General features: G+C 33.5%; 20 protein-coding genes and 1 tRNA gene. 17 read left to right on the top strand and 4 right to left on the bottom strand.

Annotated features, from left to right (window positions below; all coding sequences use genetic code 11):
* Positions 1-6: 6 nt before the first annotated feature.
* The 15 genes from ACIEHO_RS14580 to ACIEHO_RS14510 all read left to right on the top strand — a co-directional run bounded on the left by ACIEHO_RS14580 (position 7) and on the right by ACIEHO_RS14510 (position 12,997).
* Positions 7-537 (top strand): hypothetical protein, encoded by a 531-nt coding sequence (locus ACIEHO_RS14580; RefSeq protein WP_406973025.1) that lies wholly within the window; start codon positions 7-9, stop codon positions 535-537.
* On the top strand, positions 534-1,196 hold the full coding sequence (locus tag ACIEHO_RS14575; protein WP_406973023.1) for an ATPase: 663 nt from the start codon (positions 534-536) through the stop codon (positions 1,194-1,196). The genes ACIEHO_RS14580 and ACIEHO_RS14575 overlap by 4 nt, the downstream gene beginning before the upstream one ends.
* A gap of 66 nt (positions 1,197-1,262) precedes the next feature.
* Positions 1,263-1,472 carry a helix-turn-helix transcriptional regulator gene (locus tag ACIEHO_RS14570; RefSeq protein WP_406973021.1) on the top strand — a complete coding sequence of 70 codons (210 nt, stop codon included), beginning with the start codon at positions 1,263-1,265 and terminating at the stop codon, positions 1,470-1,472.
* Positions 1,472-2,545, top strand: a complete 1,074-nt coding sequence (locus ACIEHO_RS14565) for a DNA cytosine methyltransferase (protein ID WP_406973019.1) — start codon at positions 1,472-1,474, stop codon at positions 2,543-2,545. Before ACIEHO_RS14570 ends, ACIEHO_RS14565 begins: the two co-directional genes overlap by 1 nt.
* The gene (locus tag ACIEHO_RS14560) at positions 2,538-4,664 is read left to right on the top strand and encodes an ATP-binding protein (protein ID WP_406973017.1); all 2,127 of its coding nucleotides are present in this window, start codon (positions 2,538-2,540) and stop codon (positions 4,662-4,664) included. Before ACIEHO_RS14565 ends, ACIEHO_RS14560 begins: the two co-directional genes overlap by 8 nt.
* Positions 4,651-5,268: a hypothetical protein gene (locus ACIEHO_RS14555; protein WP_406973015.1), complete on the top strand. Its 618-nt coding sequence runs from the start codon at positions 4,651-4,653 to the stop codon at positions 5,266-5,268. Before ACIEHO_RS14560 ends, ACIEHO_RS14555 begins: the two co-directional genes overlap by 14 nt.
* Positions 5,261-5,905 carry a hypothetical protein gene (locus ACIEHO_RS14550; RefSeq protein WP_406973013.1) on the top strand — a complete coding sequence of 215 codons (645 nt, stop codon included), beginning with the start codon at positions 5,261-5,263 and terminating at the stop codon, positions 5,903-5,905. Before ACIEHO_RS14555 ends, ACIEHO_RS14550 begins: the two co-directional genes overlap by 8 nt.
* A gap of 248 nt (positions 5,906-6,153) precedes the next feature.
* Positions 6,154-6,441 (top strand): hypothetical protein, encoded by a 288-nt coding sequence (locus tag ACIEHO_RS14545; RefSeq protein WP_406973011.1) that lies wholly within the window; start codon positions 6,154-6,156, stop codon positions 6,439-6,441.
* The gene (locus ACIEHO_RS14540; RefSeq protein WP_406973009.1) at positions 6,441-6,725 is read left to right on the top strand and encodes a hypothetical protein; all 285 of its coding nucleotides are present in this window, start codon (positions 6,441-6,443) and stop codon (positions 6,723-6,725) included. Before ACIEHO_RS14545 ends, ACIEHO_RS14540 begins: the two co-directional genes overlap by 1 nt.
* Positions 6,712-9,114 (top strand): TraG family conjugative transposon ATPase, encoded by a 2,403-nt coding sequence (locus tag ACIEHO_RS14535; RefSeq protein WP_406973007.1) that lies wholly within the window; start codon positions 6,712-6,714, stop codon positions 9,112-9,114. The genes ACIEHO_RS14540 and ACIEHO_RS14535 overlap by 14 nt, the downstream gene beginning before the upstream one ends.
* Before the next feature lie 29 nt (positions 9,115-9,143).
* A complete protein-coding gene (locus ACIEHO_RS14530) occupies positions 9,144-9,725 on the top strand; it encodes a conjugal transfer protein (RefSeq protein ID WP_406973005.1) in 582 nt (193 codons plus the stop codon).
* The gene (locus tag ACIEHO_RS14525; protein ID WP_406973003.1) at positions 9,725-10,564 is read left to right on the top strand and encodes a hypothetical protein; all 840 of its coding nucleotides are present in this window, start codon (positions 9,725-9,727) and stop codon (positions 10,562-10,564) included. The genes ACIEHO_RS14530 and ACIEHO_RS14525 overlap by 1 nt, the downstream gene beginning before the upstream one ends.
* 48 nt (positions 10,565-10,612) lie before the next feature.
* Positions 10,613-11,227, top strand: a complete 615-nt coding sequence (locus ACIEHO_RS14520) for a conjugal transfer protein TraK (protein ID WP_406973001.1) — start codon at positions 10,613-10,615, stop codon at positions 11,225-11,227.
* Positions 11,228-11,232: 5 nt separating this feature from the next.
* Positions 11,233-12,177 carry a conjugative transposon protein TraM gene (gene traM, locus ACIEHO_RS14515; RefSeq protein ID WP_406972999.1) on the top strand — a complete coding sequence of 315 codons (945 nt, stop codon included), beginning with the start codon at positions 11,233-11,235 and terminating at the stop codon, positions 12,175-12,177.
* A 19-nt stretch (positions 12,178-12,196) separates the two neighbouring features.
* Positions 12,197-12,997 (top strand): DUF4138 domain-containing protein, encoded by an 801-nt coding sequence (locus ACIEHO_RS14510; RefSeq protein ID WP_406972997.1) that lies wholly within the window; start codon positions 12,197-12,199, stop codon positions 12,995-12,997.
* A gap of 1 nt (position 12,998) precedes the next feature.
* On the opposite strand, the gene ACIEHO_RS14505 is transcribed toward ACIEHO_RS14510, so the two are convergent.
* Both ACIEHO_RS14505 and ACIEHO_RS14500 read right to left on the bottom strand, forming a co-directional pair.
* Positions 12,999-14,237, bottom strand: coding sequence for a site-specific integrase (locus tag ACIEHO_RS14505; RefSeq protein ID WP_406972995.1), 1,239 nt, complete (start codon positions 14,235-14,237; stop codon positions 12,999-13,001).
* A gap of 235 nt (positions 14,238-14,472) precedes the next feature.
* Positions 14,473-14,545: transfer RNA gene (locus tag ACIEHO_RS14500), tRNA-Lys, on the bottom strand.
* 146 nt (positions 14,546-14,691) lie between these two features.
* Between ACIEHO_RS14500 and ACIEHO_RS14495 the strand changes: the two genes are divergently transcribed.
* The gene (locus ACIEHO_RS14495; protein ID WP_406972993.1) at positions 14,692-15,213 is read left to right on the top strand and encodes a shikimate kinase; all 522 of its coding nucleotides are present in this window, start codon (positions 14,692-14,694) and stop codon (positions 15,211-15,213) included.
* On the opposite strand, the gene ACIEHO_RS14490 is transcribed toward ACIEHO_RS14495, so the two are convergent.
* Together ACIEHO_RS14490 and ACIEHO_RS14485 are read right to left on the bottom strand one after the other, a co-directional pair.
* Positions 15,205-15,705 carry a phosphoribosyltransferase family protein gene (locus tag ACIEHO_RS14490; protein ID WP_406972991.1) on the bottom strand — a complete coding sequence of 167 codons (501 nt, stop codon included), beginning with the start codon at positions 15,703-15,705 and terminating at the stop codon, positions 15,205-15,207. The two genes, ACIEHO_RS14495 and ACIEHO_RS14490, sit on opposite strands and share 9 nt — an antisense overlap.
* A gap of 31 nt (positions 15,706-15,736) precedes the next feature.
* A complete protein-coding gene (locus ACIEHO_RS14485; protein WP_406972989.1) occupies positions 15,737-16,108 on the bottom strand; it encodes an RNA-binding S4 domain-containing protein in 372 nt (123 codons plus the stop codon).
* Between the two features lie 163 nt (positions 16,109-16,271).
* Here ACIEHO_RS14485 and ACIEHO_RS14480 point away from each other — a divergent pair, with 163 nt between their 5' ends.
* Complete coding sequence (locus ACIEHO_RS14480) at positions 16,272-17,318, top strand: FKBP-type peptidyl-prolyl cis-trans isomerase (protein ID WP_406972987.1); 1,047 nt, start codon at positions 16,272-16,274, stop codon at positions 17,316-17,318.
* Positions 17,319-17,438: the final 120 nt, after the last annotated feature.

Here is a 17,438-nt window from a genome sequence, read left to right as displayed (position 1 = left end):
ACTATTTTGGAAGCTATAAACTATATTAAGCATCTAAATGCAGTGTTTCTACAATTCTCTAAGGATAGCAGATTGAATCCAACACATATTAGCCTATACATAGCCTTGTTTCAATTTTGGAATAGCAATTTTTTTAAGGACGAGTTTTATATTAATCGAGAGGAAGTGATGTCATATTCCAAGATAGGTTCTAAAAGCACCTATCACCGTTGTATAAAAGAATTAAGTCATTGGAGTTATATTACTTATACTCCATCACACAATCCGTTTAGGGGAAGTAGAATTAAGATGTTCGATTTTGGGACAAGTACTGGACAAGCTCTGTACCTAAGTCGTACCAATATCGAGACAAGCAGTGGACAAGCACTGGTACCTATAAACAAACATATACAAACTATAGAAAACAATAAAAACTTAAACAAACAGCAAAATTTTAATTTTTCAAATTCCGATTCAAAAAACAAACAGGAATCAACTATCCCATATCAGGACAACTTAAAAACAGCAAGAGACAAAGATTATAACGAGCCCTTATGAAATATCCAACACCACATATCATCATGGAAGGGAATACTAAGTATATTTTGGGGAGCATCCAAAGGAACAAGATTCTTTATGACTTTGATAAAATTCTTATCTATCTCAATGCCAAAGGCAAGCTACTATTTGGAGAAACCTTTAAACTTTATGATGAAGATCGTGACATTCTTTTCAAACTATGTAATTACTTTATTCGTGATGAAGCCAATTGTAAAAAGCTGGATATAGATATTAACAAAGGCATCTTACTCAGTGGTCCGGTAGGTTGTGGAAAAACCAGCTTGATGAAACTACTCAGGCATATCGTACCCTATCAAAAGCCTTATAAAATGATACCGAGCCGCAATGTAGTCTTTGGATTTAACCATATAGGTTTTAAAACCATTGAAGATTACGGTAATGGTCAATATTTCTGTTTTGATGATTTGGGTATAGAACCCATTGGAAGGCATTATGGAAAAGATTGTAATGTGATGGGTGAAATTCTATTGTCACGTCATGATTTATTTTTAAAACATCATATCAAAACACATGGAACAACTAACCTTAATGCCAAAGAATTGGAAAATAAATATGGGAACCGGGTAAGGTCTCGGATGCGGGAGCTGTTTAATTTGGTGGCTTTTGATGGAAATAGTAAAGACAAAAGGAAATAAATCACAATTACGTTAAAAAATATGCTAAAACTTAAATATATTTGCTTATAAGCTAATGTATTCCTTATGGAAAAGAAGAAATTTAACCGATTGAAGCTTGTTTTAGTAGAGAAAGGAAAGTCTAACAAATGGTTAGCAGAAAAATTGAAAAAGAGCGAAACAACGGTTTCAAACTGGTGTACTAATTCTAGACAGCCATCAGTAGAAACATTAATATCCATTGCTGAAGTTTTAGAAGTGGAAATTGATAAACTTTTAATTACGAAGAATAGTTAATGAGCAAAAAAGAAGAATATTCGGTTGTAGACCTTTTCTGTGGTATTGGAGGTTTAACTAGGGGATTTCTTGATAAGAAATTTGACGTCACAGCAGGTGTAGATGTCGACGAGGATTGCAGATATGCTTATGAAAAAAATAATAAATCCAAATTCATTGGAAAAAGTGTAGGTGAACTAACTGCTGATTATTTGAATTCCTTATTTAGAGAAGGTTCAAGAAAAATTTTGATTGGTTGTGCTCCTTGTCAGCCATTTTCCATATTTAATCAAAAAAGTAATGGTTTAGTAACTGATATCAATTCTGAAAGGTGGAAATTATTATACTCATTTGCGGATTTGATTGATGCTACAAGACCTGAGATTGTGTCGATGGAGAATGTTCCGTTACTTAAATCATTTAAAAAGGGAAAGGTTCTAAATGATTTTGTTCAAACGCTTAGTAATCTCGGATATTTTGTTTCGACAGATGTTTACGACTCTCAATTTTATGGGGTTCCACAAAGACGTAAAAGATTAGTGCTTTTAGCTTCATTAAATGGCCCCATTGAAATGATTCCGTACACTCATAATAATAAAGTTAATACAGTAAAAAAAGCCATTGGAAAACTACCTAAGATAGAATCTGGTGAGGTTCATAAAAAAGACCTTTTACACCGTTCTAGAAAATTGAATGAATTAAGTCTGCGTAGAATCAAGGCGACCCCAGAAGGTGGTGGATGGAAGGATTGGAGTGAAGAACTAGTGGCTGACTGCCATAAAAAAGATGGAGGTAAAGCCTATGGTAGTGCTTATGGTAGAATGAGCTGGAATGATGTTGCTCCGACTATGACGACTTATTGCATTGGTTATAACAACGGAAGATTTGGACATCCAGAACAAGATAGAGCAATTTCGTTGAGAGAAGCTGCAATCTTACAATCCTTTCCTAAAAAATATGACTTTATTGATCCCGAAAGGATTTTTTCAGCTGGTAGAATAGCAAAGCAAATAGGTAATGCAGTACCCGTTAGGTTGGGGCAAGCGATTGCCGAAAGTGTAGAAAAGCATATAGAACTTTATACCGATGAATAAAAATCAATCATTAAAATGGCGATTTGATGTCAATACATTTAGGTTACTAGGAAGAGAATTAATTACTGACCGAATTACGGCTATATATGAGTTGGTTAAAAATTGTTATGATGCAAACGCTACTAAGGTAGTAGTAAGATTTGAAAATGTAAATCTGAATGACAAAACAAACGCTAAGATTATAATTTCAGATAATGGTCATGGAATGTCTTTTGAAGATATCAGAGATAAATGGATGGTAGTTGGTACTGCAAGCAAACGTTTAAAACTTTTTTCGGAAGAACCTTTTAATCGGAGATATGTGGGAGAGAAAGGTATAGGCAGGTTTGCTGTTGATAAGTTAGGTGATAAAGTAAAAATATCTACCACTTTAGAAGGGAGTACTGAGCGTTTAGTTGTGAATATTGATTGGGAGGAATATCAAAAACTCTCAGATGAACCGCAGCTAACTTTATTTACTGAAGTTGAAAATGGTTACACTTTTGTTCCAGCATTAGCCGAGGAAAAAGGCACTTCACTTATGATTTCATCGATAGATGATAATTGGTCGGAAAAGGATTTGAGGAGATTAGAAAGAGAATTGGAAAAAATTGTATCACCTTTTCATCCTCTAAAGCCTCCATTTAACATATTTATTGAATCGAATGAATTTGAAGAATATAAAAATAAACATGTAGTTGCAGAGAGTGTTAAATACGCTAGTAGTGAATTTAGTATTAATTACACCATTAATTCAGAAAAACAAGAAACGCTTTATTTCGATAAGACAACAAACTCGGTAAGAAAAAAAAGTATTCCGATTGCTTCTTTTGGGCCAATTTCATTGAAGTTATTCTATTTCAATGAAAAGGCTAAAATGAAATATAATAGGGTTTATAAAAATGATGATTATCGAATAGATGGCATTAAAATCTACAGAGATGGTATTATAACTACACCATTTGCAGAGTTTGAACAAAAAAGAGATAAGAAAAGAGATGTATTGGGAATTGACAAAAGATTGTGGTCTGGAGCTTGGGACAAGGTAGGTTCTAGAGAAATAATTGGAATCTTGGATATTTCAAAACAGTTGAATCCAAAAATAATTGATGCAACTAACCGACAAGATTTTGTAGATAATCAAGAATATAGAGATCTAAAGGAATATGTTTTGGATCAACTAAAAGTCCTTGGAGAACTTAAAATTTCTGAAAGAGAAACTTTTAAAGAAAAAATAGACGTTGAGTTGGTAAGAGCAAATATGGATGTTAAAGAGTTTTCAAATGCGATCGATTTGATAGCTCAGGAAAACCCTAAGCTTAAAGAAACTTTAGTACCAATAAAAACCTTGGCTAAAAATATTGACAAGTCAATAAGGCTTGGGATTATACAACAAGAAAAGGAGAGAGATGAGTTTGTTCGAAAAGAAAATATTTATCTCAGTTTAATGTCCCTTCAAGATTACGCTATACATATTTCTCATGCTATAAGGACCTCATTAGGTAAAGTAATGAGAATGGCGGAGTTTTTCAAGGAAAGATTTCCTAATCCAAGTATGGAAGAAGTTTTTATTGAATACGCATCCATGATTCACAAAGAAATGAACAACCTAAATAAGGTGATTGATTTTATGTTGAGTTACGCTGGTTCTACAATAGATGTTACAGAAGTAAGTGTAAAAGATTTAATAACTAATCTTTTTAATATTTCTTATATTCCTGTTTTCGAAGCTGAAAAAATAAAAGTGACTATTGAAATAAGCGACGACTTTAGTATACCGACAAATAAAAAATTCTTTGAAGATATTTTCGAAAATTTAATTTCTAATTCAATAAAAGCATTAAGGAATGAAACCCAAAAACAAATTAAATGTTCTGGTTTTGTAGATGATGATGAATTCGTTTTGTACTATTCTGATAATGGAGAAGGTTTAGAGGAAGGAGACGAAGAAAGAATTTTCGATATATATTACACAACTACTGCTGATTTAGGCGGTGCGGGAATTGGTCTTTATATAGTTAAGACTAGAATAGAGTCATTAAACGGATCAATAGAAGTGGTAGGTAGTGAGTTTGGTAACCAGGGGGTAACATTTAAAATGACATTCCCATTCAAAAAAGATGATGATGGAAAACCTTAAAGTATTAATCATTCACGATGACTTATCACCAATAGATCCTATTGTAATTACTCTTAAAGAAATTTATGGAGAGGAAAATGTAGTTTTAGAACCTATTTCTGAAAAGGGAATTGAGTATATAGAACAGAACCTTACTTCTAAGTTAATAGTTTTGTTAGATTTTGATTTAGGAACGGGTCATCCAGATGCTCCAGTCGTTTTTAAAAAAATAAGGGAGAAAACGTCTCTTGTTTATGTTATAATTTGGACGGCAAAGTTACTTTCGGAAATTAGTAGAGAGGACCTAATCGACTTTATAAATAATGATGCTTTGGCTTTTGTTCAAAATACTGAGTCTACCGAAACAGTTATAAATTTAGTTGCTAAAGCTGCTCATCAACTCGAATCTCGAGTTGATTGTATTTTGGAAGAGTGGATATCAAAAAGAGAGAAGGATGAACTGGAGAAGCCTTATTTAACCACTAAATCTGGAAAAATATATACATTAGCCGATTTAATGGTTGAAATTAGGTTAGAAACTGATTTGGGGAGACAAATGAAGAAGAGTATTTTGTTGTTAGCTATAGATTTACTTACTACCCAACAAAGACAACTAGATGATTGAATTAGTATTTGCATTTGATGACTCTGATGCAGATTTGGGAGTGTACTTTACATTATGTAAAAACGACTCAATCGAAGTTATAAATTCAGTAGAGGAAAACGAAACTAGAATAACTATTACTGAATTACCTGCAATTAGATGCAATAGAGCCTACATCGATTTATCTTTGGATGCATTGAAAGAAATACCCTTTATTTGGGCAACGTTTACTCATGGAAATGAATATGGCGTAACTGCTTCCGGGTTACCATTTATTAGTGTAGGGGATGACAATACTACATTTTCAGACGCATTTTTCTATACTAATAGTTGTTCGAGTGGACTATATTTAGGGGATGATTTAATTAAAAATTCTTGCCGAGTATTTATAGGTTATGAAGATAAAATTTATGCATTTAAAAATGAATATGGAGATATTTCTTTGAAGTGTGATACTATTGGTTTAACATCATTCCTTACAGAAGATATAACTGCTTTTGAAGCCTATAAAAGAATGAAACAACTTTATACTCAGGAGTCAAGAAAATTACAGAATGTTGGTGGAGATGTTTTAGCGGCTGGTTTACTTATTAATGCAAGAGAAGCACTAACATTCAAAGGTGATAAAGAAGCTAAATCAACTGATTTCCAGCATTGATTTTATCAGATTTTTAAGAAGTAAAACAAAAAAACCGGCGTTTTTGGAATCAAGTGATTTGCAAGTTTTAGAGTTATCAACATCCCACTTTTTGATTCCCATAAAATTTAACATCAATTCCCTTCAAATAAAAACAACCAAAACCAAATAATATGTTATTAACAAAATACTGATTATCAGTATTTTGAATTAAAATATCGTGTACTTTTCACATATCATTATTAGACCAATTTTAAATCTATTTCGATATGAGAAAATCACTTTATCTAACCGTTTTTTTACTACTTATTTCAAAGGCTCTCTTTGCACAAATTGGAGGCATTGAGGATTCCGTTAACGATGTATCCGATACCATTCGATCCATCTTCCCAATCATTTTAGGAGTCATTTTTTTAATAGGCTTCCTATTTAACGCTGGCCATTTTTTTGGTGAAAACGCAGACCTGAAAAAAGGAATCACAAGAGTTTTAGTATTCGTACTCATAGCTGGAGCCGTAGTAGGCATCTTTACATATTTAATTGGCATTGTTGTCTGATGAAGAAGTACGAAGTCTATAAGAATATTAGAAAGCGAGCGGTGATTATGGGATTGCCCATATCACTGTTCGCTCTTATGATGGTCGCTGTTATAGGTTCCCTGCTGTTTATCATCTTTTCGTTCAGTCTTGTGGTCATTATTTCAGCAGTTGTTTTTAATGGAACTTTATATGTGGCATTAACACACCTTTCTAGAAATACAACTTTACTTCATTTTAAGAAAGTATTCCCGCAAACCATCAGTAATAAAAAACAAAGTCACTTATTCTATGAAAACTATTAATTTATCAGATTATCATCCCATTTTGGATATCAAGAATCATGTGGTTTTCGCCAGTAATGGTAATGTGGTTTTATGCTATAAAGTTGACTTACCAGAAATCTACAGCTTATCAGAAAAGGACTTTGAAGATATACATGGTTCCTGGTTTCAGGCCTTTAAATCCTTGCCAACAAGTACCGTTATCCATAAACAGGACATCTATCAAAAAGAATGCTATACGGCAGATAAGTTACCGAACAAAACTTTTTTGCAAAAGGCTACTCACAATTACTTTAAAGGTCGGGAATATATACAACATCAAAGCTATTTGTATTTTACCCTTCCACATAGCAAAGCACTAAATGCTTCCAAATTCACCAACCCTTTTCGGAAGGTAGAAAAAGGCGTATATAAACAATTGGATGATAGTATAAAGGAATTTATAGCTTCGGTAAGCGATGCAGTTTCTTTTGTAAATAATAGCCGTAAGGTGTCTTTAAGACCATTGAATCAGAACGAAATCCTTGATTTAACTAATGCCTATTTTAACGGATTTAATAAAGGTTTTGATACTGATATTCGATTGAAGAAAGCCGCCATTGAAATTGGTGAAAATCATTTCGATGTCCTAGCAGTGAATAGTGAACTCTGTTTTGGTGATGTGGTACAGAGCAGTAAGACCAATGATAAATTTACTTCAGATGATTTTGTGTTTCATCAGGGGTTTATTGATGGACTTGGACTAAACCTGAATGAAAATCATATTATCAATCAAATCATTTATTTAGATGACAAACACAAATGGCGAAAACTATTAGAAAAGAAAATTGAAGAATTTAACAAGAGCTCAAACTTTGGAACACAAAACAAGGTCATTCAAAAGAAAATTGAAGCCATTATTGCTAAAATTAATGAAGATGATAGTTCGCGAATTATACGTGGGCATCTCAACATTGTTTTCTGGTCATCTGAAGCGCAACAGCTAAGTCACATCGCCTCCAAAATAAAGACGGAGTTCAAGGAACTGGACATTGTTCCCTATTATCCAAAAGGTGAAGAACGTAAAAACTATTTTTTAAACTCTTATTGCTGTTTTACTTCCAACTTTTCCAATGAAGATCTGTACGTTACGGATTTAAAACATGCCCTATGTCTATACATTAACAATACCAATTACTTATCAGATACTACAGGTATCATCTTTAATGATAGACAACATAATATTCCAGTTTTAAAAGATGTGTGGGACGAGCAAAAGAAACGAATCAAAGCCCGAAATTTTGCCATTTTTGCACCTACTGGTGAGGGGAAATCCTTTTTAGCAAATAATATACTGCGCCAGTATTTTGAGCAGAAAGTACGCTTGGTGATTATAGACTTGGGAGGGTCCTATTCTAAATTTGCCAAACTCTATCCAGACGACCATATTATACTGCGTTATGAGCAAGGCAAAAATTTAGGAATTAATCCTTTTTACATTACCTCTAAAGACGATTTAACACCTGAGCGTTTAGAGGATTTGGGCGTTTTTCTGTTGGAGTTACTAGCGTCAGGAAAAGATACTACCAAAGCTGAAGAAGTGGCGATTAAGAAAGTACTGCGGTATTACTACAGTTCTATTAGAAACAACCATTCCTTAGCATCTTTATATCAATTTGTAGATGATAAAAAAGACAGCCTCATTGAGACCCTTAGTATAAGAGAAGCCGATTTTAGTGTATATAACTTTCTCCATATACTATCCGAATATGTGGATGATGGGCTCTATAGTTTTTTATTCAATATAACAGAAGACCAGAGTTATAAAATAGAGGATAAACGCATGATTGTCTTTGAGCTTGATGAAGTCAAGGACAATAAGGAAATCCTTTCTGTGATGCTCAAGTTGATTAAGTCAGCTATTCAGCGCACTATATGGCGTAACCGTAGCGAACGGGGCATAATTCTTTTTGATGAGTTTGCCAAACAGCTCAAGTTTGATAATGTATTGGAAAGCGTAGAGTTTTACTATCAGGCTATTAGAAAACAAAATGGTGCTATTGGAATCATTCTGCAATCCATCAATCAATTACCTAACAATTCTACATCTGCTAGTATTTTGGAAAACACGCAAGTAGTTTATAGTCTAAGAAATGAAAAAGGTTATACCGAATTGCAAAACCGATTGAACCTATCAAGCCATGACCTTAATCAATTAAAATCTATCAGGAACAATTTAACTGGAGCAAGAAAGTATACCGAAATGTTTATCAAGATAGGGAAGGAGAGCAACATTTTTCGATTGGAAGTTCCTAAAGAGGTGTATGCGGCATATCTAACCGACGGAAAAGAAAGCGAGGCCATAATGGCCATTTATGAAAAGACAAACGATATGGAGAAAGCCATTAAAGAATTCACAGCTATAAGCTGATTTAATATTAACCTTTAAAAACAATTAAAATGAAGCACAAAATCAAAACTCTAGTATTAGCACTGACTCTAGTCATTTTATTGCCTGCCCGTGCTACGGGCCAGGGGATGCCTGTTTATGACAACACGAACTTTATCAGTTTCACGAAATCATTGGTAGAATCAGCAAAACAAACCTCACAACTATTAAAGACCGTTCAATTTCTCAAACAACAAAAGGAGAATATTGAGAAAGTCAATAGTGTCATTAAACAACTAAAAGCAGTCCGAGAATTGGCAAAAAATAACCAGCGCCTGTTTAATATAGTTCAGGATGATCTGCGGGAGATTTTAAATTCACCTTACATCAAATCAGATGAAGTTAATAGGGTTTCAGAATCTTTCACAGATATCATAGAAAACTCTTTGGAAGGGCTGGAATATATCGATCAAATTCTTTCCAGTAATAATCTAAAAATGACGGATGCAGAACGCGCTGAAGTTTTAAAGAGAATGGAAGTCCAGTCCAAAGAAATGGTGGCAGAAATTGAAGCAAAGACTAGACGCTACAGAGAGATTATAGCATTTAGAGAAATGCAGTATAAAATCAATAACCGAGAAACCAATTATTAATGTCAGGTATTTTTTTAGGCATTGGGTTAGAATATGTGGATACTGTTTTTCAGACCATTAAAAACAGTGATTTTTCACAGTACACCATTACTGGGATGAAAACATTGGCTATACTGTTCTTTCTGATCAATATTCTAAAAAAATACAATGAAGGCGTAGCTAATAATGAAGGATATACCTGGGGCTTGACCCCATCAGAATTAGCAAAGAATTTTGCAGTAGTCATTCTGGTGATTTTTTCCACACAAGTATTGGATGTATTTGATTCCATTTTGGTCGCTATCGAGAGTCAATACCGAGATACGGCTCCTGCGCTCCTCCCATTACAGATGCAAGATATTGATATCGAACAGGATGTGGGCGCATTGGAAGCCGCCAAAAAAGCGATGGCTATGCTCTATGAAGCTTTGGTAACACCACTATACGGACTAAAAATAGTGGCCTTTATCATGGGTATATTTCTATGGCTGCTGGATTTGTTTATTTATCCTCTGTTTCTAGCGGAACGTTTCTTCTTGCTGGGGATTATGCAAGCCTTTTTTCCGTTTGTTATTAGTCTGGCTGTATTTGAAAAGTTTAGAACACTGGCATACAACTTTTTTAAGTTATATGCAGGGGTATATATGTTGGTGCCTGCTTTTTTTCTGGTGAATGTCTTTGTAAATAATCTTTATACAGAGATCAATACTAATTTCTGGAGTAATCTATTTGGAACAGACTGGGGAAGCAACTTTTTTGCACCCTTAATTCAATTCGGATCTATAGGGTTTATCGTCTTATTAAAATTCAAACTATATCGAAAAGCAACCTCCTTCGTCTTTAAACTATTCACAGCCTAAGGCTGATTAGGCAATTGATACTTGAAACAAAACAATGAAAATATCCATATGAAAACACCTTATAAAAATATTTACAACGTACTGAAGCTAAATCGCTTTATTATTTTGGCCTTGATAATTGGTACTACGCTGACCTGTATTTCTTCTGTCTTATTTGTAATCAAGCTGCATAAAGAAACTATTGGTAGTGCCTTTGTAGTCAATACAGATGGTAGTGTGATTCCATTAAAACTAGTATCACAAATCGAAAACCTGGAAGTAGAAGCGTTAGCGCACTTAGAACTCTTTCACACCTATTTCTATCATATCGATGCCAGTAATTATGAGAAGCATTTAGAAAAAGCACTGTGGTTGGGAAATAGTTCGGTAGATGCCTTATACCGACAGAAAAAAGCTGACGGTGTTTATAATCGCTTGCTGCAGTATTCTTTGGTGCAGAAAGTCATTAGTATAGAATCTAAGGTCAATCTACATAGTGAGCCCTATGTATTCGAGACTAAAACCCGTTTTGAAATTAATCGCGGGTCCATTACCGATAGCTATGAATTGATAACAACTGGTAATCTTATTCATGTTGATAGAAACTTTCCTAATAATACTCACGGATTATTAATCACCAATTTTTTTGAAAACACCTTAAAAAAAGTCCCTAACGGACAATAATAATTATGAAAATAGAAAAGAATAAAATCGTTTTTGCATCAGTTATTTTATGTGTCGTGCTTTTTATAGGCTTCTATGCAACAATACTAATGGGCGGAGATGAAACACCAGAAATTGAAAACAATCAAATACCAATCCCGGAACTTGAAGACTACCAGAAATCCTATAATTCCAAATTAGACGCCATTAATGATTTAAAGGAAGTCAGACAAAGTAATGCTCCAAGTATTTATGATGAACGTTTGTTAGACTCTACAGGAGTTTATGATCCTGACTTTCTAGAAAAGGAAAAGATGCGCATTGTCGATAGTATTTATAACGATATCCGATTTATCAATGCTATTGATGATGAGGGAGATTATTATTATGAGAAAGAATCTATAGTTGAGTCTAAGCCATCTGATAACAAAGAAAAAACATTGGATATAATCCTTGAAAAGGAAAACCAAATTGAATCCCAAGAATTGGCATTAAATCATCAACTCTTTTTTGCTTCAAAACCATTACAGTTAGAAAAGCAACATGGTTTAAAAACCGATAACCATATTTATGTTTGTGTAAATGGAACTCAGACGGTAAAAACCCATTATCGTCTGCAGATGCGTTTAGTTCAAGACGCCTTAATTAATAATATTCTTGTTCCTAAAAACTCCCTGGTGTATGGGTTTATTAGTTTTCAACCAAACAGAGCCATGATTGAGATTGAGCATATTAATCACTACCCGGTCAAATTAAAGGCCTATGATTTACAAGACGGCAGTGAAGGTATTTATGTTGAGAATAGCTTTCGAGCTGAAGCCTCACAGGAAGTCATAGATGACATCGTTCAAGATGTGAACATTGCTGGAGTTCCCCAGGTTGGTGGTATCAAAAAAATATTTCAGAGGAACAATAGAACCATTAAAGTGACTATTGCTAATAATTACAAACTTATTTTAAAAGCCGATTAACGGCATTAAACAATTTATTATGAAAATCTTAATAATCACCTTTTGTCTTATTTTTTCTGATGCATTAATTGCTCAACAAACATTAGATACTATTTATGCCAATGATAAAAAGCATGTTGCTATGTTTTTTCCAAAGCCTATAAGACAGGGAATAACAGGTTCCGAGCACTATGTATTTACTTATAACAGGGAAAAAGAACAACACTTTGGATTGCTTCAAGCGACTCCAGGAACTGAAAGCAATTTGCTGATTATAACTAATGATGGGAAAGTGTATTCTTATATTTTAAAGTATGCGGATTCAATTTCAAAGTTGAACTATTTCATACAACAGACTGAAAGTATTGGAAACGAGAAGCCTATACTAAAAACTCCGCTTGTTAAAACTAGTAACACTAATTTGACTGAAACCAAGAATAGTTATTACATGAAGTTTTGTAGTCATTTGATGCAAGCAAAGCATAAACGAATTGCCGTTAAAAGGAAAGAAGGAATAGCATTGAAGCTGCTCTCAACAACACACCATAAAGAAGAAGTGTATTTGGTGATTGAAATTAAGAACAATTCTGGAATTGATTTTGAAATCGATTATCTGAACGTTTATAGAACAAATGGGAATAAGAAGCGCAAGGCTTCTTATCAAAAACTTTCTATAGAAATATTGGATAAATATAAATTAACAGAAGTTGTTCTTGAAGGGAAATCAATTCGATTTGTTTATGTGCTACCCAAGTTTGTATTAGTGGATAATGAGAAATTGGAAATTGAATTGCAAGAATTGAAGGGGAGCAGGAGTCTAGCTTTAAAAACAAAATTGTAAGCTAGACGGCATCATTAACATCTTTCTCAATTTGAAATTTATTCCTCAATATTTTCATATCATCACTTACTTTCCTATCTAATATTTTAGCATAATGCTGGGTCGTTTTTAAAGATTTGTGACCTAGCATTTTACTTACTGACTCAATAGGTACACCATTGGTAAGTGTAACCGTAGTAGCAAATGTATGACGCGCCAAATGAAAGGTTAGATTTTTATTGATTCCACATAAGTCAGCTATTTCCTTTAAATAAGCATTCATTTTTTGATTGCTTAAAACAGGCAAAACTTTATCACTATTTATAATATCTGGATGCTCATCATATTTTTTTAAGATAGCATCAGCTGTTGGTAAAATCGGGATATTACTTCGAGTATCTGTTTTAGCCCTCTTTGTTTTTATCCAACGCTCTCCATCAATGCCAATAACTATATCATTTTTAGAAAGTTTTTTTACATCTACATATGCTAAACCCGAAAAGCAACAGAAAATGAAAATGTCTCTAACTAAATCTAAACGAGGAACCGTGAGTTTCTTTTTAATCATTTTTTGAATATCAGATTGACTTAAAAAATCACGTTCGACGGCTTTCCATTTTGCTTTCCAATGAAAAAAAGGGTCTTTACTAATCCAATCATTAGCATAAGCAATTCGTATAATCTTCTTTAAATTTGTTAAATATTTAGTAATTGTGTTTTGATTACCAATATCTTTTACTTTTAAATAATGCTCAAATCCATTAAGGAATTTTAAATCTACTTCTTGAACAAAGATGTCATCCATACTATATTCTTTTTGGATGTAACTTTTTAAATGTTTACTCGTTCTAACATACCGTTTATAGCATCCTGAAGAATAACTGTTCCCAACTAATTTTTCTATTTGATTATTATGTTCATCGAAAATTTGCAAAAGAGTTTGCCTTGTATCATCTTTATTAAGAAACCTGTTTTTAATCATTAAAGCCGTAAAAGGTTTATCTTCAATAATAAATTTTTCTTGAATTTTATAAAGCTTAGAACTAATGGAGTTTATATATTTATTTAGCTGATAAGCTTCTTCGTTATTCCCATTTAGTTTTCCAGAAATTGAATTCCATTTTTTAGGGTCAATTTTTCGTTTTATACTTATTTCACATCGTTTACCATTTACTGTTATTCTAAGGTAAATAGAAGTTTTTCCATCCTTATTTAGAGTATCTCCCTTTGGAAAAAATAAAATTGAAAATCTATCATTCATAATTGGGTTTATTTACGTTATTAAGTTACAATTTTCTTGTTTAAATTCAAATTATAAAATATTAAAAATCAGTATTTTAACCTATAATCGGTGCGTGTTTCTTTAAAACAAAAACACGCACCGAATAACGCACCTATTAAATGCTTATAATTGATATCAATTGAAAGTAGATAAAATGAAAAAGCCCGAAAACATTAGGTTTCAGGCTTTTTGAATAATCTTGAAGAGATTCTAGTGACCGGGCTGGGGCTCGAACCCAGGACCCTCTCCTTAAAAGGGAGATGCTCTACCAACTGAGCTACCCGGTCTTTTATCGCGTTAACACCATTGCAGTGCCGTTTGCGGGTGCAAATATAAAACCTATTTTTAATTAAACAAGCCTTTTTTCGAATAAATTTTCGTTTTTTTGCCTTGCAAATATATATGTTTTTAATAATCAATATTTAACAGAAAAATGACCATTGTATTAATTGGATATATGGCTTCTGGAAAGTCATCAATAGGAAAAAAATTAGCCGACAAATTGAATTATGATTTTGTTGACCTTGATGATTTTATTGAAGAAAAGGAATCAATGTCGGTTAGTAAAATTTTCAAGAAAAAAGGGGAGGTCTATTTTCGTAAGCAAGAAGCTTTGTATTTAAAGGGATTGCTTCAGAATAAAGAAAAAACGATTCTAGCCGTTGGAGGAGGAACACCTTGTTATAGTGGTAATATGGAGCTTATTCTACAGTCAGATAATGTGACCAGTATTTATTTAAAGGCTTCTTTGTCGACTTTGGCAAATAAATTAATGACAAAGAAAGCCAAACGCCCTTTAATTTCCCATATAGAATCTTTAGAGGAAATGACCGAATTTATTGGTAAGCATTTGTTTGAGCGTTTGCCTTTTTATAATGAAGCAGAGTTGCATGTAAGCATCGACGGTAAAACAAAAGATGAGGTTATGGAAGATATTGTTTTAAGACTATTCTAAAACGGCTTCAAAAGATTTACCTTCTAAAACAACTTGTACATGTTCATGTAGCGAGGTTGATAACGAAATACCTTTAAAATCTGCCTTTATTGGGTATTTTTTATGATTTCTGTTCACTAAAACAGCTGTTTTAAACTGTTTCAGTGGTACATTTAAAAAATGTTTCACACCATAAATTAGAGCTGTTCCAGAGTTTAAAACGTCGTCAACAAGCACGAGCGATTTGTTGGTGTAATCTTCCGGAGGCACCGAGGTCGTAATGGCTTTCCACGGATTTTTTTTGTCCATACTAACTTTGCAAAGAACCACGTCTATATCAGAAATTTTCTTGAGTACTGATTTTAGCTTTTTTGCAAAAATATAACCATTTTTATCTATTCCGGCCAATATCACTTCTTTTTCGTTAACGTTACTTTCGTATATCTGAAAAGCAATTCGTCTTATTTTGTTATTGATTTCGGTATGGTTTAATATTACGTTGTTAACCGCCATGTGCTTCTGAAAAATAAATTAAAGTATAAAATTACTCAATTTCGTTAGTATAATCGTCAATGTCGCGCCTATCTTTTTTCGTTGGTCGGCCAGTCCCTTTCTTTCGGTAATAATCTTTCGAGTATTTTAAAAGCTCACGGGTTTCAAATTGTTCTTTTGGTGTAGTATCTGTTCTGTAAATATCAACCAGTTTAGCACCAACACGGCTATCTGGAATATCGTTAACCTTTAACTGATAGTTAATTTGGTCTTTCCTCAATTCAATGCAATCTTGAGGGTAAACCTCCCTACTGGGTTTGGCTACATCACCATTTACTTTTACATGACCCTTTTTGCATGCTGTCGTAGCAATACTCCTTGTTTTATAATATCTAATACACCATAAATACTTGTCTATACGCATACAATTATTGATAAAAACTACGTTAATGTTTTTGTGCAAGATGCCATTAAAATTGTATCTTGCAGCCTCAAAAATAAGGAATATAAAAGACTCTTTTTGTTGAAAAGGGTTGCAAAATATGAATTTGAGTTTTTGAACGTATTCTTAAAAAAATTGATAAAAAATGAATGTAAAGAAATTTAGTGTACTTGTTGTATTTGCGGTTTTGGGATTTGTGTCCTGCAAAAAGGATGATGATAGTGTAGAAGTTCCTGTAATTGAAATTAGAGACCGGGCAGAGCAACAGGATGCTGATATGGATTCCATAAGTAAGTATCTTAAAAGTCACTATATTAATTTAGACGAATTGATAGCGGATGCAGATTCTGGTGTTGAGGATATTGTTATTGTCGAAGTTGGAGAAAATGAAACTGTCCCTGATGGTTACACGTCTATGGAAGAAGCCGTTGGAGCAGCTAAAACAACAACTTATGCAGAAATTGACTATGAATACTACGAGTTGGAAATTAGAAAAGGTGGCGGAGATGAATCGCCAAGTTTTGCAGATACAGTTCAGATTTTGTATGAAGGAAGCCTAGTATTGGATGATTCTGTATTCGATTCTAAATTTGTTCCAGATAATAACCCCTTGGATTTGACAGGTTTAATACCAGGGTGGTCAAGAATAATTCCCGAATTTAATACAGCTGAAAGTTATACTGAAAATGGTGACGGAACAATAAACTATTTTAACAGTGGTTTAGGGGTAATGATTTTACCTTCTGGGTTGGCTTATTTTTCTGGGTCTAACATCGGAATCCCTTCCTATTCGCCGCTAGTTTTTAAATTTGAATTGATTAATTTTGACCAAAACGACCATGATGGAGACGGTATTCCCTCTTATTTAGAAGATGTAAATGAAAATGGAGAGTTGATTACTGCGGAAGGGCTTGCCGATGACGATACCGATAATGATAGGCTTCCAAACTATGCTGATACAGACGACGACGGAGATGGCATCCCTACTAGAGATGAGCTAAAAACTGAAACTTATACGATTAACCAAGGCGATGAAGAGCCTGTTTTTGATGAAAAAATGGAGTTTGTAATAGGCCGGGTAGAGAATGATGGGGTAATAACCATTAAGACTGCAAAGATTGTAGATTCCAATAACGATGGGACGGGAGATTACCTAGACGATTCTATAACTGTGAGAAACAGCAACGATTAACAAAAAAAAGCTGCTTATTAGCAGCTTTTTTTGTTTTAATAAATTGTCCCGTCCTGAAATAGCGATACACTAAAACCTTAGTGTAATGGAATTACCAGAAAACGATGGGTATATCAAACG

The organism is Flavisericum labens, from assembly GCF_045446075.1.
GTDB lineage: Bacteria > Bacteroidota > Bacteroidia > Flavobacteriales > Flavobacteriaceae > Flavisericum > Flavisericum labens.
Note: the sequence above shows the minus strand (reverse complement) of the source record. Positions and strands in the feature narration are given on the sequence as shown.